Origin of the sequence: Dehalogenimonas alkenigignens (assembly GCF_001466665.1) — a bacterium.
Taxonomy (GTDB): domain Bacteria; phylum Chloroflexota; class Dehalococcoidia; order Dehalococcoidales; family Dehalococcoidaceae; genus Dehalogenimonas; species Dehalogenimonas alkenigignens.
Window position 1 is genome coordinate 486,831 of record NZ_KQ758903.1, and the last position, 24,407, is coordinate 511,237.

Sequence of the window (24,407 nt, forward strand, 5' to 3'; positions counted from 1 at the left end):
GTCGCATGATTCACCTCCTTCCGGATTTTGAATAATATAACGGCGCACCGGCGCCTTTGGTTAGCCGGGGCGGATGGTTCCTTCGAAAAAGTTGGTAAGATGAGTGATTGATGATACAATTATTAGAAATATGATTCATAACCTTGACACCTGTAAAGGGCCGCGGTGATGTCCTCTTTTTACGCCGCTGTCATTGACCGGGCGCTCCGCGGCCTGCGGCACGCCCTGCCGGAGCTCGCCGAAATACGGCCGGGGCAGAGGGTGCTGGATGTCTGCTGCGGCACCGGCGACCAGGCGGTGCACCTGGCACGGCTGGGCGCCGAGGTGGACGGCATTGACCTGGACCCGGCGATGATCGCCGTCGCCGAGGCCCGTCGGCGGCGCTTCGACCGGGACACCCTCCGCTTTCAACTGGCCGATGCCGCGGCTTTACCTTTCGGCGCCGCTTTGTTCGACGCCGCCGCCATCTCGCTGGCGCTGCATGAAAAAACGTTCGACACGCGCCTGAAAGTCGTCTCCGAAATGAGGCGGGTGGTCAAGCCCGGCGGGGTCATCGTCCTGGCTGATTTCGGCGTACCGGCGCGCCGGTTCTTCAGCTTCATTGAGAGCCTGGTGGGCGGCGAGCATTACGCTAACTTCAAGGACTACCAGTCCGGCGGCGGGCTATTGAAACTGGTTCATGGATTGAATTTGACCGTCGAGAACCGCGCCGCCGCCCTCGGCGGCGGCGTTGACCTGCTCAAAATCAGGAACTGAAGGAAAAGAGATGGAAGACAGAGTTAAGATAGACACGGACCTGTGCACCGGCTGCGGCGTCTGCGTGGCCATGTGCCCCCGCCAGATACTGGACATCGACGCGGAGACCGGCGTCTGCCGGGTCACCGACCAGAGTAAGTGCGATCTTTTGGGCGGCTGCGAGTTCCAGTGCCCCACCGGCGCCATCACGGTGCGCCAGCCCGCCGCCCGCTAGGGCTCCGCCGCTATTCCTGGAGCCACAGGGTGCGGCCGTCGGTCAGCAAGGTGACGGTGCCGTCTTCGTCGGTACGCAGTACGCCGCCCTCGACGCACTGCGCCCCGAGCGCTGCCAGGACTTCGCCGGCGGGATGTCCGTAGCTGTTGCGGCCCACCTGGATGACCGCCGCTTCCGGGCGGGTGACCGCCAGGAAGGCCGCGCCGGTCGAACCGCCTGAGCCGTGGTGCGCCGCCTTGAGCACCGTGATATCGGGCAGCAGTCGGCGGTAGATCAGCTCGAGTTCCGTCGCCGAGGGTATATCGGCGGCCAGCAGGAATGAAATATCGCCGTATTTCAGGCTGAGCGCCAGTGAAGCCTCGTTGGAGTCCGCAGCGGCCTGGCCGTAGGGGTTCAAAACCGCTATTTCCAGGCCGCCTGCCAGCCGGATGCGGTCGCCGGCCGCCGCCGTCGCCGCCGGGACTTTCTTCCGCTCCACCAGGCTCTGCCATTCCCGGTAGAGGTCGGTGTTTCCTTCAACACCGGTATGGACTATTTGCCCGACCTTGTAACGTCCCAGGACTTCGAGCAGCCCGGTCAGGTGGTCGGCGTCGGCGTGGGTCGATATTACCAGCTCGATCGTCCGGTTCCAGAACGGCATTTTTTTGCCCAGCTCCTGAACCAGCCGCTGCGGCGAAGGGCCGCCGTCTACCAGGATGTCCTGCCCGGCCGGAGTGCGGATGTAGATGGCGTCGCCCTGGCCGACATCCAGGAAACTGACTTCCAGGCGGCCTTCTCCGTTATGCCAGGGCAGCGTCGAGCCGAGCGCGCCGATGATAATCAACACGGGCACGCCGAAGCGCGCCAGCCGGCCGAAGCTGACCGGAGGTCCCGGCTCCGGCTCATCCTGGCGCCGCAGCCAGCGCGCCAGCGCCAGTGCGGCGGCGCCTGAAGCCAGATACCAGCCGGCTATTACCGCCCCGCTTACTGGCCCGGTCTCCAGCGCCGGGATAAGGGCGAACAGCTTCACCGTTCCGAGAAGATAACTTAACCCGAACCACCCCGCCGCGGCGAAAGGGACGGCGGCGGCCGGGTGAATCATGGCGGCGCCCCCGGCCAGCAGGGCGGAGAAGATGATCAGCGGCAGTGCCGGGGCGGCGGCCAGGGTGGCCGCGCCGCCGGCCAGGGCTACCAGGCCGAAGTAATAGGCGGTCAGCGGCAGGACGCCTGACATAGCCGCGGCGGAAACCGCCAGCCCCTGGCCGGCGGCGTAAACCGCGCCGTAGAGCTTCGATTTCCGGCCGGGAAATTTGTCGGCCAGGCGCCGGGCCAGCGACGAGAACGGCGGCAGCAGCAGGATCAGCCCGGCCATCGCCCCGAAACTCATCTGGAATGACGCCGACCACAGGAGTTGCGGATTGGCAGCTGTCATCAGCGCTGCCGCCAGGCACAGCGCCGGCGCCGCCGATTTCTGACGCCCAAATAACTCGGCCAGCAGAAAGATCGAAGCCATGACGGCGGCGCGCACCACCGGCGGCGCCAGGCCGGTAAGGACGGCGAAACCCCAGACCGCCGCCATTGACAACCACACGTACCAGTAGCCGCGCCGCCCGAGGATGCCCCGGGTAGCCAGCAGGACGACACCGGCGATGATGGCCAGATTCTGTCCCGAGACGGCCAGCAGGTGGGCCGTGCCCGACACCGAGAAAGCCTTCTCGACATCTTCACCGATGCCCGAACGAATGCCCAGGGCCAGGCCTTGCGCCAGTGAAGCGTGGGGTTCCGGAATAGTGGCGGCGATGCCTGCGGCCAGTTTGTGCCGCCAGTCATAGATCAGCGAAAGCGCCGGGTGGCCGTGTCCAGGCTCGACAGAGACTACTTCGGGGTACAGGACGGTGGCAAATACCTCGTCGCGGGCCAGGTGAGCGCGCCAATCGAAGGCGTCGAAGACCGGCGGTTCGAGCAGCTTGCCGGTCACCGCGATGCGGTCGCCGTAATGATATTCCGGGAACGGCGGGAGGTAGACCATCACCGCGCCGGCAGGCAGGATCCGGCCGCCGTCCGTCCCGATGGCGATGCCGTCCAGCCGCAGCGCCTGGGATTTTTCTTTCGCTTCGGGATCGCGGCTGACGGTGCCTTCGATGGTATAGGCCTTACCGTCGATATAGCGGCTGACTTGGTTCCCGCCCGCGTCGATGGTGGCCGCCTGGTAGCAGAAGGCGCCGCCGGTTAACAGGATGATCGCAAGGCAGGCCAGCGCCGCCCGGCCCCGCCGCCGCCGCGCTCCGGCCACAACCAGCGGCACGGCGGCGGCCAGAAACCACGCGGGAGAGGGTTCGATCCGGGATCCCAGCCAGATACCGGTAACCCACGCCAGCGACAGTATGACGAGAACCACGGCTTACTCCGACACCGTGATCAGGTCTTTGAGTGAATCGAAGGTCGCCTGGCCGAAACCCGGCACCTTGACCAGTTCCATGATGTTGACGAACGGGCCATGCTCGGTCCGGTAAGCGACGATGGCGGCGGCTTTGGAGTCGCCGATGCCGGGCAGGGCGGTGAGCAGCCACGGCTCGGCGGTATTGAGGTTTACTTTCTGGGGCGCCGGAACCGAGCCGCTGACCACCAGCTTGATCACCGAGCCGCCGCTCGCGCCGCCCGCCGCCTGGAGCAGGTTTTCGATGGTGTCGCCTGCTTTCAGGGGATAGACGCCGGGCAGGGTGACGGAACCCTCGATGGCAACGCTGGCAAACGGCGGCGGCTGGGCGGTGGGGGTGTAGAGTTCGACCGTGTTCGGGTCGGCGCAGGCTGAAAGCCCGCCAACGGCAAAGAATATCGCCATGACTCCGAACCGCCGTAAACGTGTGTCCATCGCTCGCCCCCGCAGGTATAAAATCGGCTTAGGCTATACCCGGGGCGGCGGCGGCGTCAAGTTTGGCGCCGGGTCAGTTCAGGCGGATTGTGGCTGTCTTCGACCCGCCGCCGGCGGCTGCCGCTGCCAGGTTGAGCTGTTCCAGGAAGGTCTCCCGGTCGCGCGGCGAGATGACGACGTCAAGCCCGCCGCGGCGGACGATCTCGACGATGCCCCGGCTGGAAGTGGCCAGCCGCAAGCCCCAGTAGACCCAGGCCTCGGCGCCTCGACCCGGGCGCGCCTCCCGGATGGTCGCCAGGGGTATGTCCACCTTAACCGGGCCGCCGAGGCGGATGCGCAGGCGGTCGCTCATGATCTGGTATTTGCGCGGGACAATGAAATAGAACAGCGCCGCCTCCAGCACCGCGGTAGCGGCCATAATCCCCAGGATTTCCGGGATGAGAAACCCTAGCAGCAGGTCGGCCGACACCAGGAATATCAGCACGGCGGCCACCAGGCCGGCGGCCGACGGCGGCGTGTCCTCGTACAGAAGTTCAGGCGCCCCGTTCATGCCTCAGACGTTGAACAGGAAGTGGGCGATGTCGCCGTCCTTGACGGTGTAGGTCTTGCCCTCGAGCCGCAGCACCCCGGCTTTCTTGGCCTCCGCCATCGTCCCGGTGCGCATCAGATCGTCGTAGTGGACAACCTCGGCGCGGATAAAGCCGCGCTCGATATCGGAGTGGATCTTGCCCGCCGCGGCCTGGGCGTTCATGCCGGCGGTGATGCTCCAGGCGCGGACTTCATCGGGTCCGACAGTGAAGAATGAGATCAGGTCGAGCAGGGCGTAGGAAGCGCGGATGGTGCGCGCCAGGCCGGTCTCCTTGAGTCCGTAATCAGCGCGGAACTCGGCGGCGGATGCCTCGTCCATACCGGCCAGTTCGGCTTCCAGCTTGCCGCACAGGGCGATCAGCTTGCGCTTCCGGCCGGCGAACCGTTTCGAAAATTCGTCCTCTATTCTTGCGGCGCTCGGCAGGTCTTCCTCGCCGATGTTGACCACGGTCAGTAAAGGCTTGGCTGACAGGAACTGGTAGCCGGAGAGGCTTTTCTCCTCCTCGGCGGATAGCTCCACGTCGCGCAGCGGGATGTCTTTCTCCAGCTCAGCCTTGAGGCGGAGCAGCAGTTCCTGTTCGGCTAAAATCTTGGGGCGGTCGGTTGCTTTGGCGGCTTTCATTGACTGCTCGATTTTACCCAGCCGCCGCTCGATGATGGCCAGGTCGGAGAAAGTCAGCTCCAGGTTCATCGCCTCGATGTCCCGCTCGGCGTCAACGGTCTCCTGCGGGTGGGGCACCGCGTCGTCTTTGAAAGCGCGGACAACGCTGACCAGTTCGTCCATCGCCGAAAGCTCGCGCAGCGCCTCGCCGGAAATATTCTTGACCGAAGCCCCCAGGTCGAGGTATTTCACCTCGGCGTAGGTCGTCTTCTGCGGTTTGAACATTTCGGACAGCCGGTCGATGCGCTCGTCCGGCACCTTGGCGATGCCGACGTGGACCGCCTCAGGCTTCGGCGCCGCGGCTTTGAGACCGCCGGCGGCCGCTTCGAAAACGGTGGTGCGGCCGCTCATGGGCAGGCCGATGATGCCAATGGATAAAGCCATGAAACTTCCTTTACTAAAAAACTACCACGGATTTGTATCGATATACCATTAGATTGGAGTAAAAGGCTGGCTCTCTCTTTCTCATTGGTACCGGAGTTCGTTAAGCTCAGATTTTAAGTTTTCGAACTCTGACAATTGCTTTTTTGTGAAAACGACGGAGTTCTCATCTTTTACGGCGTCAAATATCCCCGACTTGCTTTCTTGGCCACCGATAAATGAAAACTGGATATAACCGTTCGTAAATGTCCCTGGAACTTTGAATTGAACGGCGGAAATTTGGCTTATGGCAATCTCTTTATCGCCCTTTACACCTTGAGATACTAAAGCATTGAACCCACTTCGACGGATAACTAACATTTTGGGGTGGAGTTCCAAGCTACCGTTGAGACCCTTGGCTTGAGCGAGCATATTGCCTCCTGGTTTGTTTTGGACAATGACTCCCAATTTAGTACGGTACCGTTTCCCCTGAATCCGGAGGCAGGTCGCCTTTGGCGGCCTTAACCGGCCGCTCCGGCGGTTCGGCAGGGCGCCGGCTTGCCTCGGCCAATAGTGACAGCTGCGAAATATCCTTAAGCTGGGCGTTGTCAAAGAAGAGCTTGGTATGAGGGAACGGGATCTCGATTCCGGCTTCGTCGAAAGCCTTCTTCAGCCGGCGGCGCAGTTCGCCGGTCACCGGCCACTGCTTCATCGGGTGGACGTCGCCCAGCACCTTGATCTCGATGGCCGAATCGGCGAATTTATCGACCCGGAGCACCTGCGGCGCCGAGATGATCATCGGGGAAAACTCCGGGTCGCCAGCCAGCTCCCGGCCCACCCGGTTGATGACCGCCGCCGCCTTGTCGAGATCGGTCGAATAGGCCACCGGCACGTTCAGATTCACCCGTGCCCATTCGTGAGTGTAGTTGGATACGGTGGTGATCTGGCCGTTGGGAATGATGTGGACGATGCCGTCCAGGTCCCGGAGGATGGTGCGCCTCAGGTTGAGGTCCTCCACGCCGCCGGACACCCCGGCGATCTTGACCACGTCGCCGGTGTTGAACTGCCCTTCCAGCAGGATGAACAGGCCGTTCAGCGTGTCCTTGATGATGCTCTGGGCGCCGAAGCCGATGGCGATGCCCAGCACGCCGGCTGAGGCCAGCAGCGGCGCGATGTCGATATCCAGCTCGGCCAGGATCATGAATACCGTCAGGCCGAACATGAAGATGCCGATGGCGCCGGTCAGGACGCCTGAGAGCGTTTTGGCGCGCTTGATGCGTTCCTCGCGGGTTACCTGGTGGTGGGAATGCCGGAACTCCACGTAGCGCGCCAGGCCGCGGCTGATGGCCATTTTGACCAGCTGGTAGAATAGAAAGCTCAGGCTGATGATCAGAAGTAGTTGCAGCCCGTGGGCCCCTATCCAGTTGGAAACAGATTCGAAGATATTGCCCCAGTCCATGATTTTTCCAGTATAAATCAGAGAGAAAAAAATAGGAAATCAGCGGCCCCGGCGCCGGCCGTTTGTCCGCCCGTAAATCCGGGAACGGAAGATCGGGGGGATTACTCTTCCGTTTCCAGTTCGAAGGCCTTGTGCAGCGCTTTGACCGCCTCTTTGACCTTGCCTTCCTCGATAATCACGGTGATGCGGATCTCGGAAGTGGAGATGAGGTCAATGTTGATGCCGGCGTCATACAGCGCCCGGAACATCTTGGCGGCGTAGCCCGGCGTGTTCTGGATGCCGGTGCCGACGATGGAAATCTTGCCGATGTTGGCGTCGGCGGCGATGCTGGTCGCCCCCAGCTTTTCGGCGATCGGTTTAACCACGTCCATGGCTTTTTTCAGGTCGGATTCGGCCAGGGTGAAGGTGATGTCGGTGATGCGGGCCACCGAGGCGTTCTGGACGATGGTGTCCACCGACACGCCGGCCTTGGCCAGCGGTTCGAACAGCGAAGCGGCGATGCCCGGCTTGTCAGGGATGCCCACCAGGGTGATCTTGGCCACGTCCAGGTCATGAGCGATGCCGCTCACTTTATTGCGGATTTCCATTTTTCCTCCGTGAATCAGCGTGCCGGGATTGTCGTTAAAGCTCGAAGCGACCAGAATGGGTATGTTATAAAGCTGGCCCAGTTCGACGGCGCGGGGGTGCATGATCTTGGCGCCGTAGGTCGCCAGCTCCAGCATCTCCTCGTAGGAGATCTCCTTCAAGCGCCGCGCTTCGGGCACCACCCTCGGGTCGGCGGTATAGACGCCGTCGACGTCGGTGAATCGCTCGCAGATCTCCGCCCCCAGGATAGCGGCCAGGGCTACCGCCGAGGTGTCGGAACCGCCGCGGCCGAGGGTGGTCACCTCCATGCTGTCGGTGATGCCCTGGAAGCCGGCGACAATGACGATGCGCCCCTTGTGCAGCTCGCGGTGGATGCGTTCCGGCTCGATGCCGGTGATGCGCGCCCGCGAGTGGGAGGCGTCGGTCTTGATGCCGGCCTGGGCGCCGGACAGGGAGATGGCCTCGTGGCCCATCTGCTTCAAAGCCATGGCCAGCAGCGTCGAGGATACGATCTCGCCGGTGGACATGAGGACGTCCAGTTCCCGAGGGTCGGGGTGCTCGGAAAGCTCCCGCGCCAGCTCGATCAGGTCGTCGGTGGCGTCGCCCATAGCCGAAACGACCACCACCACCTGGTTGCCCTTCTCTTTGGTGGCGATGATCCGCCGGGCCACGGCGCGGATGCGCTCGGCGTTGGCCACCGACGTGCCGCCGTATTTCTGAACGATGATTGCCATGCTGCCTCGCAAATGCCCCTTATATCGTCATTCCCCGCGCTTGCGGGGAATCCATCGTCTTCCGATTCCTGGAGTTATCAGGCCTACCAGTAGATCTTGACCTCGGACACCACCCCCAGGCTCTCCCAGTAGTAGCTGCCCAGGGACTCGCCCAGTTCGTTCAGCTCTTCCTTCATCGCCTGAAGCCGCTTGTGCCAGCTCATGAAATAGCTGTATTCCGGCTCTTTGAGCCTGGTGCGGCCGGCCAGTTCCGCCTCGTAGGCCGCGGCCTCGCGCTCATAAGCCTGGCGTTTTTCGTCGAACACCCGGAACTGCTCCAGGTAAGCCAGATAGTCATTATAAAGCGGCGAGCCGGCCGCCTCAAGCGGGATGACGCCGTAGTCCCGGCCGATGATGATATAAGCCACCTTGTCATAGCTGTGGTTTTCGCCCTCGCCCAGCGCTTGGCCACCGCTGGAATATGAAGAGGTGTCGTCGATGACCACCAGCCCCCGGTCGGTCGTCTGGAAGGCCGTCGCCGCATGCCCCACGCTCTCACCGATAAAATCGATGGCCACCCAGGCCGCCCGGATGCCGGCCGCCTCGGCGGCGTTGTGCAGGTCGAGGGCGAAACCGCCGCACATGTAGCGGTCGGGCAGGTAGGCGTTCAAATCGGTGGCGTCGCTCCTGACGAAGGCCATGAGCTCCGCCCAGCTGACGTCCCTGGCCGCGGCGTTATTTATGAGCTTCACCAGCGGCCCGTCGGGGTAGAGCCGGTACGGCGGCTGCCGCCCGTCATAGGACAGCGCCCCGGCGATAGAGTTCCACCCGGCGTTGATATCCGGCGCCGACAGGGTCGCCGGCGGCGGCTGGTTGACGCCGGGAATGGCCAGATTGAACGAGCAGCCGGCCAGCAGCATCGCCGCTGCCACGACGAAGACCGCCGGCGGCGCCAATGCCCATTTGCCCGACCGTGTGTCCATTTTAGTCATCAGGTTCTTGAGATTGTCTCGGATTTCGAATTTCGGATTTCGGGTTTAACGTAACACCAGCGTCAGCACCAGGGCAACAACCACGATGCCGATGACCGCCCAGAACCAGGCCGGCGTGCCGCCGCCCTCTCTGGGGGATTTGTAACCTGTGGATATACCCGCCCGCCGCTTCTCGCAGCAGGCCACGCAGGTGCAGGCCGGCGGATGGCCGCCGTAGCGGGTTGAGCGATACGTTTCGTCTTCTCTAGGACACATTGCTGCCAAACACGAAGCGCTTATTTTTCGTATTTCGATATTCGAATTTCGGATTTATCCCCTCACCACCATGCTCATGATGTTGTGCGCTTCGGCCACCGTGACTCCGGTGCCTTTGGCATCGGCCTCGGTGAAGCGGCGGGCGCCGGAGGTGCGCACCCCGGAGCCCCAGATCATGAACGGCACCGGTTCGGCGGCATGGGTGCGTATCTTTAGCGGCGTGGGGTGGTCGGGCATGATGAGCGCCCGCAGTTTGTCCCTGCTGTATTCGCGCAGCCGCCCCACCATGTCGCGGTCGATCATCTCGATCGCCTTGACTTTGCCTTCGGCGTCGCCGGCGTGACCTGCCTCGTCCGGCGCTTCGACGTGGACGACCACCATGTCATAAGTCTCCAGGGCTCCAAGCGCCTGCTCCATCTGGAAGGCGTAATCGTTGTCCGCGTTGTCGGTCACTCCCTGGATGCACAGCACGTCCATGCCCTGCATCTGGCCCAGGCCCCGCAGCAGATCGACGCCTGAGGTGATGGCCGCGGATAGCCCGTAGCGGTCTTTGAAGGACGGCATGTTCGGCAGCTGGCCGCTGCCCCAGAACAGCCACAGGCTCGTCGCCGGTTTTTCGCCCCGGGCTATTCTGTCCCGGTTGACCGGGTGGTCTTTCAGCAGTTCCGCCGAGGCGGCCATGATGTTGCGCAGGATGTCCGAGCCCTCGCCCCGCGGCAGATAATCCTCGACCGGCTGCCCCGGAATGTCGTGCGGCGGCGTGCAGGCGGCTTTCAGCGTCTCCGGCCGCCCTTTAAGCTTCAAAATATGGCGGTAGCCGACGCCAGGGTGGAGCGACAATTCCGGCGTCCCCAGCTTTTCATCCAGGAAACGTATTAGCTCGGCGGACTCGTTTGAACCGATATGCCCGGCGGAATAGTCCGCCATCCTGCCGTTCTCGATGGTCACCAGGTTAGCCCGGAAGACCGTCTCGTCCGCGGCGATGGGGATCTCCAGAGACCTTGCCTCAATGGCGGCGCGGCCCTTGTAAAATACCTTCGGGTTGTAGCCCAGCACCGACATGCAGGCGCAGGCGGAAGAAGGCTCCATGCCCACCGGCACCGTGCCGGCCAGGCCCACCGTCGCCCGCCGCGCCATCTGGTCGAGATTCGGGGTTTTAGCCGCCTCCAGGCTGGTCTTGCCGCCCAGCCCCTCCGCCGGCCACCCGGAAGCCCCGTCGATGATGAGCACCACGTATTTCATAACGCCTTCCTGTTTGCTAATGCGGCGGGGGTAAGGCTATAATAACCATTCTGGCGGGGCGTAGCGCAGCCTGGTTAGCGCGCAGCGTTCGGGACGCTGAGGCCGGAAGTTCAAATCTTCTCGCCCCGACCATTCTTTCCTCTATCCGCCGCGCCGCGGGCTCTTCAGCCGTCTTTTACGATGCCCCGGTCCCGGCCACCGCTACTCTCATGATAGCACGATTAGCCGCCCGAGTCACCGCCGCCGTCCTTGACCTGTTCCCACAGCTCGTTCTGCTGGTCGAAGGTCAGCTCCCTGAATGATACCCCCCGCCCGGCGCAGCAGGCCTCCATCGCCTTGAAACGCCCGGCGAACTTCCGCCCGGCGCCCCGGAGGGCGCTCTCGGCGTCTATCCCCTGGCGCCGCGCCCAGTTGACCAGGGTGAACAGGATGTCGCCGAACTCGGCCTCTTTCTCCGCCGCCGACGCCGACTCCTTTAGCTCCGATACTTCCTCGGCCAGCTTGTCGATGACGCCCTGGTCGTCCCGCCAGTCGAAGCCCACCCGCGCCGCCCGGCCCTGGACCTCCTGGCTGTAGGCCAGCGCCGGCATCGCCCGGGGCACCCCGTCCAGCATCGAAGCCGCTGCCGGCCGCTCCGCCGCTTTAATGTCCTCCCACCGCCGCAGCACCTCCCCCGAATCCGCCGCCTGAGCCTGGCCGAAGATGTGCGGATGGCGCCGGATGAGCTTGGCGGTTATGCCGCCGATAACGTCGCCGATATTGAATCCGCCCGCCTCCGACGCGATCCGGGCATGGAACACCACCTGCATCAAGAGGTCGCCGAGTTCCGTCTTAAGCTCCGCGCCGTCGCCGGCGTCGATAGCCTCCAGCACCTCGTAGCATTCCTCAAGGAGCGAGTCGCGGACGGAGCGGTGGGTCTGCTCCCGGTCCCACGGGCAGCCGTCCGGCCCCCGCAGCCGGTCAATGACATCCACCAGCCTCTGGAAGTGTTCGCCCGCCTGCCCTGAGCCTGCCGAAGAATCCGCCAATTCCGTACCTCTCAAGAGGGGATGATGCATTATACCCGCGCCGCCGCGCCGCCGCCACGCTCTTTAAAAACCGGCTTTTGTAAGCTATAATAACGAAATTATATTTAAATCCGCCTGTAAGTTGTCCTGTCTTAACGTTCGCGGAGTTACTGAGGTGATGCGGTGAGCAAGAAAGCCCTGGGTCTTTTAAGCGTCGGCGCCGTCCTGCTGATACTGGCCGCCGCCTCCGGCTGTTCGGACAAGACCGCCGCCACCTTCCAATCGCCCCAGGGCGTCGCCTGGACTTCCGACGGCCGGGTCACACCCGGCGAATATGAAAACCATCTGGTGCTGTCGGAGTTCTTCACCCTCAACTGGAACTCGGACGGCAAGTACATCTACGTCGCCATGGAGGGCACCTCGCCCTATTCCCCCGGCTACGTCGCCCTGGGCTTCACGCCCGCGGACTGGACCGCCGAAATGAAAAAGACCGGCTCGGATATGATCATCGGCTTCGTCGCCGGCGGCGTGGCCTACGCCACCGACGCCATGTCCATCGACAAGCTCACCCCCCACCCCGCCGATGACCGCAACGATGTCGAGCAGCTTTCCGGCTCGGTGACCGGCAACACCACCATCATCGAGTTCTGCCGCAAGCTGGACACCGGCGACAGCAAAGACCAGAAGCTGGAGATCGGCCTGAACCGCATCATGTGGGCTGTCGGCTTCAACCCCACTGATTCCGGCGCCCATCCCGCCGGCGGCCGCGGCTACGCCGAGATCGAGATCAAATAACCCCTTGCCTGGAATCCCCTCGCCCGCCGAACAGCTTCTTCCACTTTACTCTCTCTCCCTCTGGGAGAGAGTCTGGAGTGAGGGCGCGCGGGAGAGGGTAGGGTGAGGGTGTCTCAGCACTTAGCCATCCGAGTCGGGCAAAGCCCCATCCCCCCGTTCGCCCTGAGCCTGTCGAAGGGCCAACCAATCCTGTCATCGCGAGGAGCTGCAAACGGCCTTTCCTTTTAATTCCCTCCCCCTTTGTGGGAGAGGGTCCAGGGTGAGGGAGTGCGACGCGGCAATCCGCTCCGAAGGGCAGCCGCCGTCCTCCGCCCCGGCGCCCGCAGCCCGTGTTTCCTTGACAATTTCCCCGTCAGAGATTAGTCTGAAATTCATGAAAGAGATTATCTTTTTGGTTGAAGAAGCGCCGGAAGGCGGCTTTACCGCCCGGGCCCTCGGCCATGCCATTTTCACCGAAGCCGATACCATCAAGGAACTCAAGTCCCAGATCCGGGACGCCGTCCGCTGCCACTTCGGCGATGAAACCTCTCCTCCCGTCATCCGCCTCCACCAGGTCAAAGAAGAGGTCATCCCGGCTTGAGGCTGCCGCGGGATGTCGGCGGAGAAGACCTCGCCCTCCGCCTGTCCAGATTCGGCTATCTCATTGTCAGGCAGACCGGCAGCCACCTGAGGTTGACCTCCAGCCGTACCGGCCGTGACCACCACGTCACCATCCCCGTACACAAACCGCTGCGCCTCGGCACATTGAATTCTATTCTGACTGAGGTCGCCGGGTACCTGGAAATGGAAAAGGAAGACCTTATCGCCGCCCTTTTTGCTTAGCCGCCCCACCACCCAACGTTCGCCCGGAGCCTGTCGAAGGGCCATCCCATTCTGTCATTGCGAGGAGCGCAGCGACGCGGCAATCTGCTCCGAATCACCCCCGTTCGCTCTGAGCCCGCCTAAGGGTGAACCCGCTACCTCTTGAGCCACTCCGCCAGTATTGCCCGCTGCTCCGCCGTAAGTTTCTTCGCCGTTTTATGGTCGCCGAGGAACGCCGCCAGGCTGGTCTGGCTGTAGTCCGTCAAAGACGCCGGCCTGATATCCGGCCCGTGGTCTCCCGTCCGGTCCGACGCGTGGCAGGAGGCGCAGTCATTGGAGAAGATCAGCCCGGCATCGGCCAGGCCGGTCGGCGATACCGTCTCCGGCGTGCAGGCCGCCGCCAGGCAGCCCAGCGCCGCCGCCGCCGTGTTAGCTTTAAGAACAACGATATCCGCTTCATCAGAACCTCTCAAATGTTACCGGGCACAGGACGCCTATTATAGCTTTGATGGCTGGCGGATACCAAAAACCCCGCAATCGGTTCTGGCATTGCGAGGCGCGAAGCGCCCAACAACCTGATTCGGATCACCGCCTCACCGTAGGCACCCGTTCCTGACTGGTTTTTCGTTATGGATAGTAGGGATATAAGTCTTTCACTCCGTGCTGGCTGATAGTATTATATGTAGGATTGACTATTTATGGAGGACAAATGAAAACGCTTTTATTACACCTGAGTGATATACATTTACAACAGTCTAGCAACATCATTTTAAATAGAATTAGTAACCTTGCGTCATCCTTGAACTTAGTTGCGCGCGAAGTAGATGACTGTTATTGCGTCTTATCGGGAGACATTGCTTTCAGTGGGAAAAATGATGAATACCAACAAGCCGAAGAATTTCTTAGAATGTTGAAACAAGCACTTGAACAGGTCACAAATATAAATAATATTGTATTTATTTTAGCTCCAGGTAACCATGATTGCGATTTTTCTCTAAATGATGAAATTAGGGAAACATTGCTTACCGGAATTGTGAGTTCTTCATCGTCTCGCTCTATTTCACCTAAACTCGTAGAGCAAGTTACACAGGTTCAAAACAGCTTCTTCAAGTTTGCCTCACTTCATAACCAAGCTGCTTTTAAAGAGAATAGACTTTGGTATGAAGCGAGATTCCCATCGGGCAAACACACGTTTGTGTTTGTGGTATTAAATACGGCTTGGATGTCAAGTATCAAAGAAACGTATGGATCTCTGTTCTTTCCCACAGAGGTTCTCACTCCCTCCGAAAAAGGTGAATCTATACGGATTTGCGTCTTTCACCACCCAGGGCGTTGGTTCAATGAGAAGGCTTTTCACGAGTTTCGTAGGTTTTTAGATAGCCACTATGACCTAGTCCTAACTGGACATGAACATGATCAGTATTACTCAGGAACAAAAACTATTGAAGGAAAATCCTGTGAGTATATTGAGGGCGGGATTCTGCAAGGTAAAAGCGATTCCTCTTCCTTCAATGCAATCGTTGTTGATACCGACCTTTGTAATTTTAAACTGCACGAATACTCTTGGGAAATTAATAGTTACGTCGTGAAAAAAACCTCAAAAGATTGGCAATCGTTATCAGACAAGGTGTTTAAACCGCTCTTTTATAATACCGCGAAGTTCTCCGAGTATCTACAGGATTTAGGTTTAACATTCTCTCATCCGCGGAAAGATAAATTAACTATCGACGATGTGTTTGTTGATCCAGAGATTTTCCTTCATATCGTTGACAAAACTGCCGGGCAAAACAGTGATATAAGAATTGATAACTTACTTGAAGTTATTACCAAGTACAATTTCGTTATTCTGATCGGAGGTTTGAGGACAGGGAAATCGGTATTGTTGAAGCGCACATACAGCGATTTGTTAGCTAACAATATCGTACCCCTTTGGGCTTATGGTGCCAAGTTGCCGTTCCCCAATGAAGATAATATTAGATCTTATATTAGGCATTCTTATGAGGAACAATATGGAACAGACAAGTTTGACGATTACGACCGACTTCCTTTACAACAGAGAGCAGTTGTTATAGATGACCTACACAAATCCAATTTAAAGCCAAAGGGGAAAATCGCTCTTCTTAAAGAGCTAAAACGTTATTTTGGTTATATTTTAGTTAGTGGAAACAATATCATTGATATTGAAGAATTTCTAGATAACAATGCTAGATACGGAACCGATATGGCTGAGTTCGCTAGAGTTACAATCGCCGAGTATGGATACCGTTTGAGATCCAAACTATTGGGGAAATGGTTGAATGCCGGTGATCCAGACAGTGCGGACATCTACTCCTCGGAAAAATACAAACAACTTGAAAACATTATTAATGATACACTTAATCGCCCGAGTATTCCACGTACGCCTTTCTACATTATGATTATTCTTCAAGCAGCGGAAAACAAATACAATCTCAACGCAGCATCCGGGTCAAATGGCTACTATTATCAAGTGATTATCAATGATGCAATACTCAAGACTAAACGGTCCAATAAGGATATAGATATAAAAGTTGGATATTTATCGCGATTAGCATATTACATGTTCAAACGGCAACTATCTTCAATATCTGCAGAAGATATGCTGTTATTTAATAATAACGAGTATCTCGCGTTGTCTGGTTTATTGGTAAATTGCGATCAGATACTCATGGATTTGGTTGAAGGACAAATATTGCGTTTGGAAAACGGTTATTACAAGTTTCAATATTCTTATTATGCACAATATTTCGCAGCAATGTTTATGGCAAATAATATACAACAGTCCAAGTATCGCGAGGAAGTTAAAAGGCACGTTATCAAGATCTGCAACAATATTCACAAAGAACACTATTTAAATATAATTGAGTTTCTATATTTCATGTCGAAAGACCCTTTGATAGCCCAAACAATAATAGACAATGCAAATAAAATCTTTACTGATGTACCGTTAAGTGATTTACACCAGGACATTCGATTTATAAACGATATGCAAGCAAACATAAAAACAGTACGAATTAGTAGCAAACCCGTGGAGGAGACACGAGGCGTAATATTAAAAGCCCAGGAAGAAGACCAGGCAAACATAGTATATAATATGGCAGATGTAGAAGAATTCAATGAACTTGAACTAGTTGGAATGATATTATATGCTTTTGCAAGTATTAATATATTCGGAGAAATCATTCGGAATTACATGGGGACAACCGATATCGACTGCATCCAACCTTTAACCGAGGAATCGTATAAAGTTGGGTTAAGGACTCTTTCTGTTTTACTAAAATCCATTGAGAACGGACGTGAAGAAATTGTTGAGGAGATTAAACAACACGTAAAAACTCCGTTACTGGAACATGAACTCGTTGAAGAACTTGGGAAAAGGGTATTCTACTATAGTGCTTTTGTTGCATTGGCAGTGATTAGAACACTATCCCATTCTCTCGGGGCTTCAGAATTAACAAAAATATATCAAACAATATATGAAAATAATCCCCTACAATCAGTACAATTAATAAATTTGACGATACGTATCGAACAATCTAAGTATCCCCCTGTAGATTATATATTAGCATTGGCTAAAGAATTAGAACAAAACCATTTTGCATTGGAATTGCTGCTCCAAATCGTGGTGGTTAATATGTCCTTATATTCATGGCCGATAGAAGCTCGCCAAAAAGTGGTTGCGGGACTAAAATTACAGGAATATGATGATAATCCCAAGGTAATAACTCGAGAAAACAAACTGTTCCCCGGCAATTGACGTCCCGAAGATTAATATCTCGGGTCTCCACCCGCCAAGAGACGCCAAAACTCAATTAGAACACGAATTACCAGTTCTGTAATGTCCGTCATGAATATTAGCCAGCATCGCTTAGCCGCTGATACCCCCCACCGCCACCTCCCCGGTGGGAAAGTGGGATCATCCCACTTTCCCACCGGCCCACAATCCGCGTCACTCGCTGTCGCCGAAAATAACCGCCCAAAAACGACAAAACTCGCTTGACAGAACGGGGAACACTAGTGCTATAATCCCCGGCATGAATATTAGCACAGACGTGCCAGTAACCCCGCCCGCCCTGCCCCGCCGCCGCGGCGCGCAGCCGGGCAACCGCAACGCCGTCAGCCACGGCTATTACTCCAAAAAGCGTGCCGAGGCCTTCCGCCGGGTGTTCTCGGACTCCGGCTACGCCGGATATGACCTGGACATCGTCCTGGCCCTGTGGCAGACGGCCCTTCTGGGCGGCGGCTTGCCCGGCCCTGCCGGCCTCCGCGACGGCTCTTTCAATCATCTGTGCGCCCTGGTGCGGCGCAAGTACCGCCTGCCCCGCCGCGGCCATGACGATGAACTGGCGGCCTACTTTCTCCGGCTTTGCTTTGATCTGGCGTTCACCCCTTCGCTCCGCAGCCGCCTCGCCGCCGCCCTGCGTCCCGGTCCGTCCCCGGCGATGAAAGCTGAAGGCTGATGGCTGACAGCTTCTTCGTTCCCGTTCCCGACGATTATCGTTCCCCCCGATTGGCCCATCGCGGAATTTCGGGGTCGTTTCCAGGAAAAGCGCTTCTTTTGCCGGGAAACAAAAACAAATCCGTTTCCTGTGAACTGAAAACTGACAGCTGATGAGCTTGCCCGTCCGCCGCCGAGAGTCTATAATCGATATCCATACTGAGCAATCCTGCACCGCGCGAAAGGATCAAAAAGGAGAAAGGCCATGCCGAGCTACTGTTATTTCAAAGGCGCCGTCGTCCCGCTGGAGGACGCCAAAATCTCGGTCATGACCCATGCCCTGCACTACGGCACCGGCCTGTTCGAAGGCATCCGCGCCAACTGGAACGCCGCCCACGGCCAGCTTTACATCTTCCGGCTGCTGGACCACATGAAGCGGATGAAGGACGGCTGCAAGGTGCTTAGGCTCGATATCCCCCACACCGCCGAGGACCTGTCCCGCATCACCGCCGATGTGGTCAAAAAGTGCGGCTTCAAGGAGGACACCTACGTCCGCCCGCTGGCTTACAAGTCGAGCGAGGCCCTGGGCGTCCGCCTGCATGATCTTAAGAGCGACTTTCTGGTCTTCGCCATCCCCTGGGGCCGCTACATCGATGTCGATACCTGCCGCTGCGCCGTCTCGACCTGGCGCCGCCCTGACGACAATGTCTTCCCGCCGAGCGTCAAGGCCACCGGGCTTTACATCAACAACGCCCTGACCAAGACCGAGGCCATCGAGAACGGCTTCGACGAGGGCATCATGCTCACCCCCGACGGCCACGTCGCCGAGGGCTCCGGCGAGAACCTCTTCCTGGTCGAAAAAGGCAAGCTCGTCACCCCGGCCACTTACTCCAGCATCTTAAACGGCATCACCCGCGATACCGTCATCACCCTGGCGAAGCAGGAACTCGGCCTGGAAGTCGAGGAAAGACTGGTTGACCGCTACGAACTCTACACCGCCGACGAATGCTTCTTGACCGGCACGGCGGCTCACCTGACCCCGGTGTGCGAGATAGACCGGCGCCGCCTCGGCGAAGGCGGCATCGGCCCGGTGACCGCTAAACTCAAGGACCTCTACTTCGAGGCCATCAAGGGCAACCTGCCGAAGTACACCGGCTGGTGCACGCCCGTCTACTAACGATCGCCCCCTCGCACGCGACCTCGCGGGAGAGGGGACAGGGTGAGGGCTGAGATATGCCGCTGTTAGCCCTGCTGTCGGGCTACCTCTGGGGCTCCATCCCGACAGCCCGACTCGTCGCCAGGCTGTCCGGCCAGCGGCTCGCCGGGAATGTCGGCGCCCTGAACACCATCCGCTCCGTGGGTCTTGGGGCCGGCATTGCCGTCGCCCTCCTGGATGTGGCTAAAGGCGCGGCGGCGGTGCTAACCGCCCGATACGCCCTGGACGCCTCGGCGGGCTGGGTGCTCTTTGCCGGGGTAGGCTGCGTCATCGGCCATAACTGGATGGTCTGGCTCGGCTTCAAAGGCGGCAAAGGCATGGCCGCCGCGGCCGGCGCCGTGCTGGCCGCTTCACTGATCTACGGCTATGGCTGGGTCTTCGTTGCCTTCGTCGGGATCATCCTGGCGGTGTGGCGGCTGGGCAGAAACCTCGTGCTGGGCAACGCCGCGGCCCTGCTCTGCCTGCCGGGATTGGCCTGGCTGGCCTCCCACTCGACGGCGGTGGTACTCGCGGCCCTCTGCCTGGACGCCGTCATCGCGCTGAAGTACGCTCCTGACGCCATCGCTGACTTTAAACGCCGCGGGTTTGGGGCGCTCGGCCCCGATGAGATCAAGCCGAAACGGTCATGACGTCAGTTCCGGCATGGGCGGAGCTCTGCCGGTGACGCGACGAAACGGTTTGCCCTGGCCGCTTCGAAGAGCGCCGGGGCGAATTGAGCGGATGGGATGGATTAGGCGAGAAGGCTACCTGGACTTGCGGAGGGTTTTAACCAGCCACTGCACCTGGCAGACCTCTTCCAGGGCGGCGGTGTATTTGTAAGCTTCCTCTAGTATCTGACCCACGGCGAAGGTGCCGTGGCCGTAGACCAGGATGATTTTATGGGTCTTCAGCGCCTCGGCGATGGCGTCACCCAGGCAGCCGGGACGGACATCCTGGTTCCAGCCTAAAACGGGCACCGTCCCCAGTTCATACGCTTCGAACTGCTCGGTGGGGATCTCCGTTTCATTCATGGACAGGGCGATGGCGTGGGGCGGGTGGGCATGAACCACTGCCCCGGCCGCCGTGCGCTGCAGTATGGCGCGGTGTACCGGTAGCTCCACCGAGGCCAGAGGGGTTTTCAGGTCGTTCTTGTCGATGCCGGTCTCGATGAGGTCCTGATCCTGGAGCGCGCCCAGCTGGCTGCCGCGGCGGGTGATGAGCATCTTCTCTTCGTTCAGGCGCACCGACAGGTTGCCGGAATGCGACGATACCAGGCCGCGGGTGAATAGGGCTTTGCCAACCTCTTTAAACTCGGTGTTGAGCATGAGTCAGCCTACCTCTAAGGTACTCGGGGAGACCTTCATATGGTAGCTGACCGGGAGGGTTTTTTCAAACGAGCTTGCGAATGACGCCGACGACGCGGCCCTGGACAGCAACGTTGGAAGCGTCGGCGTAGATAGGCGCCATCTGGGAGTTGGCCGGCTGCAGGCGGATGCGGTCGCCCTTCTCTTTAAAGAAGCGTTTTAGTGTAGCCTCTTTCTCGGACTTGAGCCACACCGCCGCCATGTCGCCGTTGTCTACCGACTGAACGGCCTGCATAACCACCAGGTCACCGTCGTTGATCAGGGCGTCAATCATCGAGGTGCCTTTGACTTTAAGGGCGAAGACATCCTTGCGGTTAGCGATGAACGACTCCGGGACCTCGATCATCTCGGCGGAGGCGGCGGCGCTCCAGCTCTCGCTGTCCGGCACCGGTATCGGCCGTCCGGCGGCAATCTGACCCATCAAGGGGACGGCGGCTGGTCCGGGACGGCCGTCTTTACTCACCAGTTCGATACCGCGGGAAATCTCATGATGGCGGCGGATGAAGCCCAGCCGTTCGAGGTGTTTCAAGTTGTAGTCAGCTACCGAGGTGGAGCTGATGCCGCACCCGGCAACGATGTCCCGGATGCTCGGCGGAATGCCGTGATGCCGCATGTAGCCCCGAATATATTCCAGAATCTTTTCCTGGCGTGATGAAAGGGTATCCGACATTTTAGCCATCTGGTCACCCCTGAACAAGTGTTCTTTGGAGTACTTTAGCTCATCCGACCGATAATGTCAATACCGTGTCTCACCCGGGAGGTCAAATCATACCACCATGCCGAAAGTCACCACCCGGTCGTTCTCATCGGGACGGATGACGATCACCCCCTGGGTGCTGCGGCCCATAACCACGATGCCCTTTTCCTCGTCATCGGTGCCTACCGGGGTGCGGATGACCACACCCTCGGCGGTGGCGATCATCACCTGATGTTCCCGGTCAACGACGCGTCCAGCGACCACCGGACCGGTCTTGTCCACTACCTTGAAGGTCAGTACACCGGAGCCGCCGCGATGCTGCAGCGGGTATTCCTCAACCCTGGTCAGCTTGCCATAGCCGCCTTCGGTGACCACCAGGACGAAATGGCCAGGGCGGGTGACGTCCAAACCGACTACCCGGTCATTATCCTTGAAAGCGATGCCGCGGACGCCGCCTGATGCTCGCTGGGACAGGCGGATATCGGCCACCGGGAAGTGGATAGATTGGCCGCAGTTGGTAATAAGGATGATATTGTCCTCTTCTTTGGCCAGTACCGCGCCGATCAGTTCGTCGCCTTTAGGCAGGTCCATCGCCAGGAGGCCGCTGGAACGCACCGCGGCGAAGTCCGAAACCGAGGTGCGTTTGATCTCGCCGCCGCCGGTAGCCATCACCAACGAGGTATCCTCCCGGAACTCCGAGAGCGAAAGCATAGCGGTGATCTTCTCGTTCTCGGCCACCGGCACCAGGTTAATGATCGCTAGTCCCTTGGCGGTGCGCGACAAATCACAGGGGACTTCATGGCAGCGGATGGAAAAGATCCGGCCACGGTTGGTAAAGAGCAGCACCGAGTCATGGGTATCGGCGACCATCACGAAGCGGACAGCGTCTTCCTCGCGGGTGGTGATGATGCTTTTACCTCGGCCGGCGCGGTGCTGTAGGCGGTAGACCTCGGTGGGCACGCGTTTGATGAAGCCGCGTTCGGTGATCGTAACCACCATACTCTGGTGGGGAATCAAGTCTTCTTCCCGGAACTCGATGACGCCCTGAGCCTGGATCTCGGTGCGGCGAGCGTCACCGTATCTGGTCCTGATTTCGCCCAGATCGGACTTGATCAGAAGCAGGATCTTGCGAGGATTGGCCAACAGGTCTTCCAGGTAGGAGATCTGTTTCAGGACCTCGGCGTATTCGTCAAGTATCTTCTGCCTTTCGAGGCCGGCCAGGCGGCGCAGCTGCAAGTCCAGGATAGCTTGAGCCTGGATCTGCGACAATCCGAAACGGCTTTGCAGTTCGCGCCGGGCTGTTTCGGCATTCTCGGCTTTCCGGATGAGATTGATGATGGCATCCAGATTATCGAGGGCGATTTTTAGCCCTTCCAGAATATGGGCGCGCTCTTTTGCTGCCTTAAGTTCGAATTTTGACCGGCGGGTAATGACTACCTGGCGGAAGTCGACATAAAGCTTTAACGCCTCTTTCAGGTTGATAACTTGAGGTTTTCCATCCACCAATGCCAGCATATTAATGAAAAAACTGTCCTGGAGATTGGTGTGTTTATGAAGATTGTTCAGGATTTGCTGCGGCTGGCCGTCTCTCTTAAGATCGATGGCAATGCGCAAACCCTGTCTGTCAGATTCATCCCGGATTTCGGCTATGCCGGTCACTTTCTTTTCACGGACCAGCATTGCGATACGGCCGACCAATTCAGCCTTATTTACCTGGTAAGGCAACTCGGTAATGATGATCTGCCGCCTGCTCCCCGCTTCCTGGGTGTCCACGATGTGGGCGCGCGCGCGGATTACTACCTTGCCGTGCCCGGAAGCATAGGCGCTTCTGATGCCATCCCTTCCCAGAATGATGCCTCCGGTTGGAAAATCCGGACCCTTGACGAAATTCAACAGGTCGTCCATAGAGCAGTCCGGGTTGTCGATCAGATGGGTGATTGCGTCACATAACTCGCCCAAGTTGTGAGGCGGGATATTGGTAGCCATGCCCACCGCGATGCCTGCCGAGCCATTCATCAGGAGGTTCGGCAGCCGGGATGGGAGCACCACCGGTTCGCTCAGCGACGCGTCGAAATTCGGCATGAAATCGACGGTGTCCTTATCGATATCTACCAGCATTTCCTCTGCCAAACGGGTAAGGCGTGCCTCGGTATAACGCATAGCCGCCGGCGGGTCGGCATCAACCGAACCGAAGTTGCCCTGACCGTCGACCAGGGGGTACCGCATGGAGAAAGACTGGGCCATCCGCACCATGGCGTCATAAACCGAAGTATCGCCGTGCGGGTGGTATTTACCCAAAACTTCGCCGACAATGCGTGCGCTCTTCTTGTAGGGGGTGTTAAAACGCATCCCAAGTTCGCTCATGGCGTAAAGGATGCGCCGGTGAACCGGCTTCAGGCCATCGCGGACATCAGGCAGAGCGCGGGAGACTATTACGCTCATGGCATAATTCAGGTAGGAGTTTTTCATCTCCTCCTCAATATTGACAGGGCGGGTTTTTCCTATGACCATTAGACTTCCAAGTCCTCCTCTTCATCGTCACCGTCATCGGGATAGGTTTCGTCTTCCAGTCTCTCTTCCTGGGACACATCGGCTTCTTCGCCCTCAACAGCGCTTTCTAACTCCTCACCAGACACTTCGAGTTCGGGTTTTCTTACTGTGGCTGGACTTTGGCGCGTCGGAAAAGAGATTTGCCCAATTTGAGAGGGATCCTGATATGTTTCCCTGATAATGACGGAGAGCTTGTCTTCGGCGGAACTGATAACGTTGGCTGAATAACGGTTACCGCCTTTCATGAGCTTCAGCAATCTCAAAGCATAACGGGGATCGATAATTCCCAGTTGCTCGCCGGATATGCCTTCAATCACCAGAACGGCACCACTGGCTCGTAAGTTGACCTTATCTCCGGCAACCACTCCGGCCAAAACTTCCCGGGGCGCCAAGCGGGATAGGTTGAATACTCCGGCTTTTCCTGTTTCCTCAAGGAATACCTGCGGCTCCACCCGCTGTACGTCTGTGTCAGCAATGGGTTTGGCGCCCGCGATGGTTAGAAGTTCCAGCCGACGTAAGTTGCGGTCAGCGATAGTGTTATAAGGATCCTGTTCCTTCGCTTTCCGATACGCTTCCCGGGCTTCACCGTACTCGCCAAGCTCAAGAAAAGCCCTGCCCAGCCGATTGAGCGCCTCGGTGTCGTCAGGAAAAAGTTCCACGATAGATTTATTAACGGTTACCGCTTCTCTCCAACGGCCAGCCAGGGCCAGGTCAATAGCGGACTGGGTGTTCTGTTTTTTCAACTTTGCCTGTTCTTCGTCACTATAGACCATTGCCGGCTCCTAAAGATAGCTTTTGGACTGAGATTGTAACCGATTGAAAAGGGGTGGGCAAACTGATCTGGCAACACTCTTGGTTGATGATGT

25 protein-coding genes and 1 tRNA gene are annotated in these 24,407 nt (G+C 58.5%); 10 read left to right on the forward strand and 16 right to left on the reverse strand.

Annotated elements, in window-relative coordinates:
• Positions 1 to 168: 168 nt before the first annotated feature.
• Together DEALK_RS02640 and DEALK_RS02645 are read left to right on the forward strand one after the other, a co-directional pair.
• Positions 169 to 756, forward strand: a complete 588-nt coding sequence (locus DEALK_RS02640; RefSeq protein WP_058438427.1) for a class I SAM-dependent methyltransferase — start codon at positions 169 to 171, stop codon at positions 754 to 756.
• Between the two features lie 10 nt (positions 757 to 766).
• The gene (locus DEALK_RS02645; protein ID WP_058438429.1) at positions 767 to 970 is read left to right on the forward strand and encodes a 4Fe-4S dicluster domain-containing protein; all 204 of its coding nucleotides are present in this window, start codon (positions 767 to 769) and stop codon (positions 968 to 970) included.
• A 10-nt stretch (positions 971 to 980) separates the two neighbouring features.
• On the opposite strand, the gene DEALK_RS02650 is transcribed toward DEALK_RS02645, so the two are convergent.
• The 10 genes from DEALK_RS02650 to DEALK_RS02690 form a co-directional block, all read right to left on the reverse strand.
• Positions 981 to 3,347 carry a DNA internalization-related competence protein ComEC/Rec2 gene (locus DEALK_RS02650; protein ID WP_058438431.1) on the reverse strand — a complete coding sequence of 789 codons (2,367 nt, stop codon included), beginning with the start codon at positions 3,345 to 3,347 and terminating at the stop codon, positions 981 to 983.
• A gap of 3 nt (positions 3,348 to 3,350) precedes the next feature.
• Positions 3,351 to 3,821, reverse strand: a complete 471-nt coding sequence (locus tag DEALK_RS02655) for a ComEA family DNA-binding protein (protein ID WP_083496323.1) — start codon at positions 3,819 to 3,821, stop codon at positions 3,351 to 3,353.
• A 73-nt stretch (positions 3,822 to 3,894) separates the two neighbouring features.
• On the reverse strand, positions 3,895 to 4,371 hold the full coding sequence (locus DEALK_RS02660; RefSeq protein ID WP_058438435.1) for a PH domain-containing protein: 477 nt from the start codon (positions 4,369 to 4,371) through the stop codon (positions 3,895 to 3,897).
• Between the two features lie 3 nt (positions 4,372 to 4,374).
• On the reverse strand, positions 4,375 to 5,454 hold the full coding sequence (gene ychF / locus DEALK_RS02665; RefSeq protein WP_058438437.1) for a redox-regulated ATPase YchF: 1,080 nt from the start codon (positions 5,452 to 5,454) through the stop codon (positions 4,375 to 4,377).
• A gap of 81 nt (positions 5,455 to 5,535) precedes the next feature.
• Positions 5,536 to 5,862 carry a DUF4429 domain-containing protein gene (locus DEALK_RS02670; protein ID WP_058438438.1) on the reverse strand — a complete coding sequence of 109 codons (327 nt, stop codon included), beginning with the start codon at positions 5,860 to 5,862 and terminating at the stop codon, positions 5,536 to 5,538.
• 37 nt (positions 5,863 to 5,899) lie between these two features.
• On the reverse strand, positions 5,900 to 6,889 hold the full coding sequence (locus tag DEALK_RS02675) for a mechanosensitive ion channel family protein (protein ID WP_058438439.1): 990 nt from the start codon (positions 6,887 to 6,889) through the stop codon (positions 5,900 to 5,902).
• A gap of 101 nt (positions 6,890 to 6,990) precedes the next feature.
• The gene (locus DEALK_RS02680) at positions 6,991 to 8,208 is read right to left on the reverse strand and encodes an aspartate kinase (protein WP_058438440.1); all 1,218 of its coding nucleotides are present in this window, start codon (positions 8,206 to 8,208) and stop codon (positions 6,991 to 6,993) included.
• Positions 8,209 to 8,291: 83 nt separating this feature from the next.
• Entirely contained in the window at positions 8,292 to 9,170 is an 879-nt protein-coding gene (locus DEALK_RS02685; RefSeq protein WP_144437065.1) for a hypothetical protein, read from the reverse strand.
• 54 nt (positions 9,171 to 9,224) lie between these two features.
• A complete protein-coding gene (locus DEALK_RS09915) occupies positions 9,225 to 9,443 on the reverse strand; it encodes a hypothetical protein (RefSeq protein ID WP_144437066.1) in 219 nt (72 codons plus the stop codon).
• Positions 9,444 to 9,488: 45 nt separating this feature from the next.
• Positions 9,489 to 10,676: a cofactor-independent phosphoglycerate mutase gene (locus DEALK_RS02690; RefSeq protein WP_058438443.1), complete on the reverse strand. Its 1,188-nt coding sequence runs from the start codon at positions 10,674 to 10,676 to the stop codon at positions 9,489 to 9,491.
• 54 nt (positions 10,677 to 10,730) lie between these two features.
• Here DEALK_RS02690 and DEALK_RS02695 point away from each other — a divergent pair.
• Positions 10,731 to 10,808: transfer RNA gene (locus tag DEALK_RS02695), tRNA-Pro, on the forward strand.
• A gap of 89 nt (positions 10,809 to 10,897) precedes the next feature.
• Here DEALK_RS02695 and mazG read toward each other — a convergent pair.
• A complete protein-coding gene (mazG, locus tag DEALK_RS02700) occupies positions 10,898 to 11,704 on the reverse strand; it encodes a nucleoside triphosphate pyrophosphohydrolase (RefSeq protein WP_058438445.1) in 807 nt (268 codons plus the stop codon).
• Positions 11,705 to 11,866: 162 nt separating this feature from the next.
• Between mazG and DEALK_RS02705 the strand changes: the two genes are divergently transcribed.
• The 3 genes from DEALK_RS02705 (at position 11,867) to DEALK_RS02715 (ending at position 13,300) form a co-directional block, all read left to right on the forward strand.
• The gene (locus DEALK_RS02705; protein ID WP_058438448.1) at positions 11,867 to 12,478 is read left to right on the forward strand and encodes a DOMON domain-containing protein; all 612 of its coding nucleotides are present in this window, start codon (positions 11,867 to 11,869) and stop codon (positions 12,476 to 12,478) included.
• Between the two features lie 373 nt (positions 12,479 to 12,851).
• Positions 12,852 to 13,058, forward strand: a complete 207-nt coding sequence (locus DEALK_RS02710; RefSeq protein WP_058440016.1) for a hypothetical protein — start codon at positions 12,852 to 12,854, stop codon at positions 13,056 to 13,058.
• Positions 13,055 to 13,300 carry a type II toxin-antitoxin system HicA family toxin gene (locus tag DEALK_RS02715; RefSeq protein ID WP_058438450.1) on the forward strand — a complete coding sequence of 82 codons (246 nt, stop codon included), beginning with the start codon at positions 13,055 to 13,057 and terminating at the stop codon, positions 13,298 to 13,300. Before DEALK_RS02710 ends, DEALK_RS02715 begins: the two co-directional genes overlap by 4 nt.
• 134 nt (positions 13,301 to 13,434) lie before the next feature.
• Here DEALK_RS02715 and DEALK_RS02720 read toward each other — a convergent pair whose 3' ends face one another.
• Positions 13,435 to 13,752 (reverse strand): c-type cytochrome, encoded by a 318-nt coding sequence (locus DEALK_RS02720; protein WP_058438452.1) that lies wholly within the window; start codon positions 13,750 to 13,752, stop codon positions 13,435 to 13,437.
• Between the two features lie 236 nt (positions 13,753 to 13,988).
• Between DEALK_RS02720 and DEALK_RS02725 the strand changes: the two genes are divergently transcribed.
• The 4 genes from DEALK_RS02725 to DEALK_RS02740 all read left to right on the forward strand — a co-directional run bounded on the left by DEALK_RS02725 (position 13,989) and on the right by DEALK_RS02740 (position 19,580).
• Positions 13,989 to 17,054 carry an anti-phage protein gene (locus tag DEALK_RS02725; protein ID WP_058438454.1) on the forward strand — a complete coding sequence of 1,022 codons (3,066 nt, stop codon included), beginning with the start codon at positions 13,989 to 13,991 and terminating at the stop codon, positions 17,052 to 17,054.
• A gap of 277 nt (positions 17,055 to 17,331) precedes the next feature.
• The gene (locus DEALK_RS02730) at positions 17,332 to 17,757 is read left to right on the forward strand and encodes a hypothetical protein (RefSeq protein ID WP_058438456.1); all 426 of its coding nucleotides are present in this window, start codon (positions 17,332 to 17,334) and stop codon (positions 17,755 to 17,757) included.
• A gap of 243 nt (positions 17,758 to 18,000) precedes the next feature.
• Positions 18,001 to 18,912, forward strand: a complete 912-nt coding sequence (locus DEALK_RS02735) for a branched-chain amino acid transaminase (RefSeq protein ID WP_058438458.1) — start codon at positions 18,001 to 18,003, stop codon at positions 18,910 to 18,912.
• A 56-nt stretch (positions 18,913 to 18,968) separates the two neighbouring features.
• A complete protein-coding gene (locus DEALK_RS02740; RefSeq protein ID WP_058438460.1) occupies positions 18,969 to 19,580 on the forward strand; it encodes a glycerol-3-phosphate acyltransferase in 612 nt (203 codons plus the stop codon).
• Between the two features lie 114 nt (positions 19,581 to 19,694).
• Here DEALK_RS02740 and DEALK_RS02745 read toward each other — a convergent pair whose 3' ends face one another.
• From DEALK_RS02745 to DEALK_RS02760, 4 genes are all read right to left on the reverse strand, one after another.
• A complete protein-coding gene (locus tag DEALK_RS02745) occupies positions 19,695 to 20,255 on the reverse strand; it encodes an aldolase (protein WP_058438461.1) in 561 nt (186 codons plus the stop codon).
• Between the two features lie 64 nt (positions 20,256 to 20,319).
• Positions 20,320 to 20,964 (reverse strand): transcriptional repressor LexA, encoded by a 645-nt coding sequence (lexA, locus tag DEALK_RS02750; RefSeq protein WP_058440017.1) that lies wholly within the window; start codon positions 20,962 to 20,964, stop codon positions 20,320 to 20,322.
• A gap of 96 nt (positions 20,965 to 21,060) precedes the next feature.
• Positions 21,061 to 23,502 (reverse strand): DNA gyrase subunit A, encoded by a 2,442-nt coding sequence (gene gyrA, locus DEALK_RS02755; RefSeq protein WP_058438463.1) that lies wholly within the window; start codon positions 23,500 to 23,502, stop codon positions 21,061 to 21,063.
• Entirely contained in the window at positions 23,502 to 24,314 is an 813-nt protein-coding gene (locus tag DEALK_RS02760; RefSeq protein ID WP_058438465.1) for a tetratricopeptide repeat protein, read from the reverse strand. Before DEALK_RS02760 ends, gyrA begins: the two co-directional genes overlap by 1 nt.
• Between the last annotated feature and the right edge of the window lie 93 nt (positions 24,315 to 24,407).

Excerpts from the sequence above, each read along its gene's own strand:
- gyrA (WP_058438463.1), bottom strand. The coding sequence starts at position 23,502 with ATGGTCATAGGAAAAACCCGCCCTGTCAATATTGAGGAGGAGATGAAA.
- DEALK_RS02675 (WP_058438439.1), bottom strand. The coding sequence starts at position 6,889 with ATGGACTGGGGCAATATCTTCGAATCTGTTTCCAACTGGATAGGGGCC.
- DEALK_RS02740 (WP_058438460.1), top strand. The coding sequence starts at position 18,969 with ATGCCGCTGTTAGCCCTGCTGTCGGGCTACCTCTGGGGCTCCATCCCG.
- DEALK_RS02760 (WP_058438465.1), bottom strand. The coding sequence starts at position 24,314 with ATGGTCTATAGTGACGAAGAACAGGCAAAGTTGAAAAAACAGAACACC.
- DEALK_RS02725 (WP_058438454.1), top strand. The coding sequence starts at position 13,989 with ATGAAAACGCTTTTATTACACCTGAGTGATATACATTTACAACAGTCT.
- DEALK_RS02645 (WP_058438429.1), top strand. The coding sequence starts at position 767 with ATGGAAGACAGAGTTAAGATAGACACGGACCTGTGCACCGGCTGCGGC.
- DEALK_RS02690 (WP_058438443.1), bottom strand. The coding sequence starts at position 10,676 with ATGAAATACGTGGTGCTCATCATCGACGGGGCTTCCGGGTGGCCGGCG.
- DEALK_RS02640 (WP_058438427.1), top strand. The coding sequence starts at position 169 with ATGTCCTCTTTTTACGCCGCTGTCATTGACCGGGCGCTCCGCGGCCTG.
- DEALK_RS02680 (WP_058438440.1), bottom strand. The coding sequence starts at position 8,208 with ATGGCAATCATCGTTCAGAAATACGGCGGCACGTCGGTGGCCAACGCC.
- DEALK_RS02730 (WP_058438456.1), top strand. The coding sequence starts at position 17,332 with ATGAATATTAGCACAGACGTGCCAGTAACCCCGCCCGCCCTGCCCCGC.
- DEALK_RS02660 (WP_058438435.1), bottom strand. The coding sequence starts at position 4,371 with ATGAACGGGGCGCCTGAACTTCTGTACGAGGACACGCCGCCGTCGGCC.
- DEALK_RS02745 (WP_058438461.1), bottom strand. The coding sequence starts at position 20,255 with ATGCTCAACACCGAGTTTAAAGAGGTTGGCAAAGCCCTATTCACCCGC.
- DEALK_RS02655 (WP_083496323.1), bottom strand. The coding sequence starts at position 3,821 with ATGGACACACGTTTACGGCGGTTCGGAGTCATGGCGATATTCTTTGCC.
- DEALK_RS02685 (WP_144437065.1), bottom strand. The coding sequence starts at position 9,170 with ATGGACACACGGTCGGGCAAATGGGCATTGGCGCCGCCGGCGGTCTTC.
- lexA (WP_058440017.1), bottom strand. The coding sequence starts at position 20,964 with ATGTCGGATACCCTTTCATCACGCCAGGAAAAGATTCTGGAATATATT.
- DEALK_RS02670 (WP_058438438.1), bottom strand. The coding sequence starts at position 5,862 with ATGCTCGCTCAAGCCAAGGGTCTCAACGGTAGCTTGGAACTCCACCCC.
- DEALK_RS02710 (WP_058440016.1), top strand. The coding sequence starts at position 12,852 with ATGAAAGAGATTATCTTTTTGGTTGAAGAAGCGCCGGAAGGCGGCTTT.
- DEALK_RS02735 (WP_058438458.1), top strand. The coding sequence starts at position 18,001 with ATGCCGAGCTACTGTTATTTCAAAGGCGCCGTCGTCCCGCTGGAGGAC.
- ychF (WP_058438437.1), bottom strand. The coding sequence starts at position 5,454 with ATGGCTTTATCCATTGGCATCATCGGCCTGCCCATGAGCGGCCGCACC.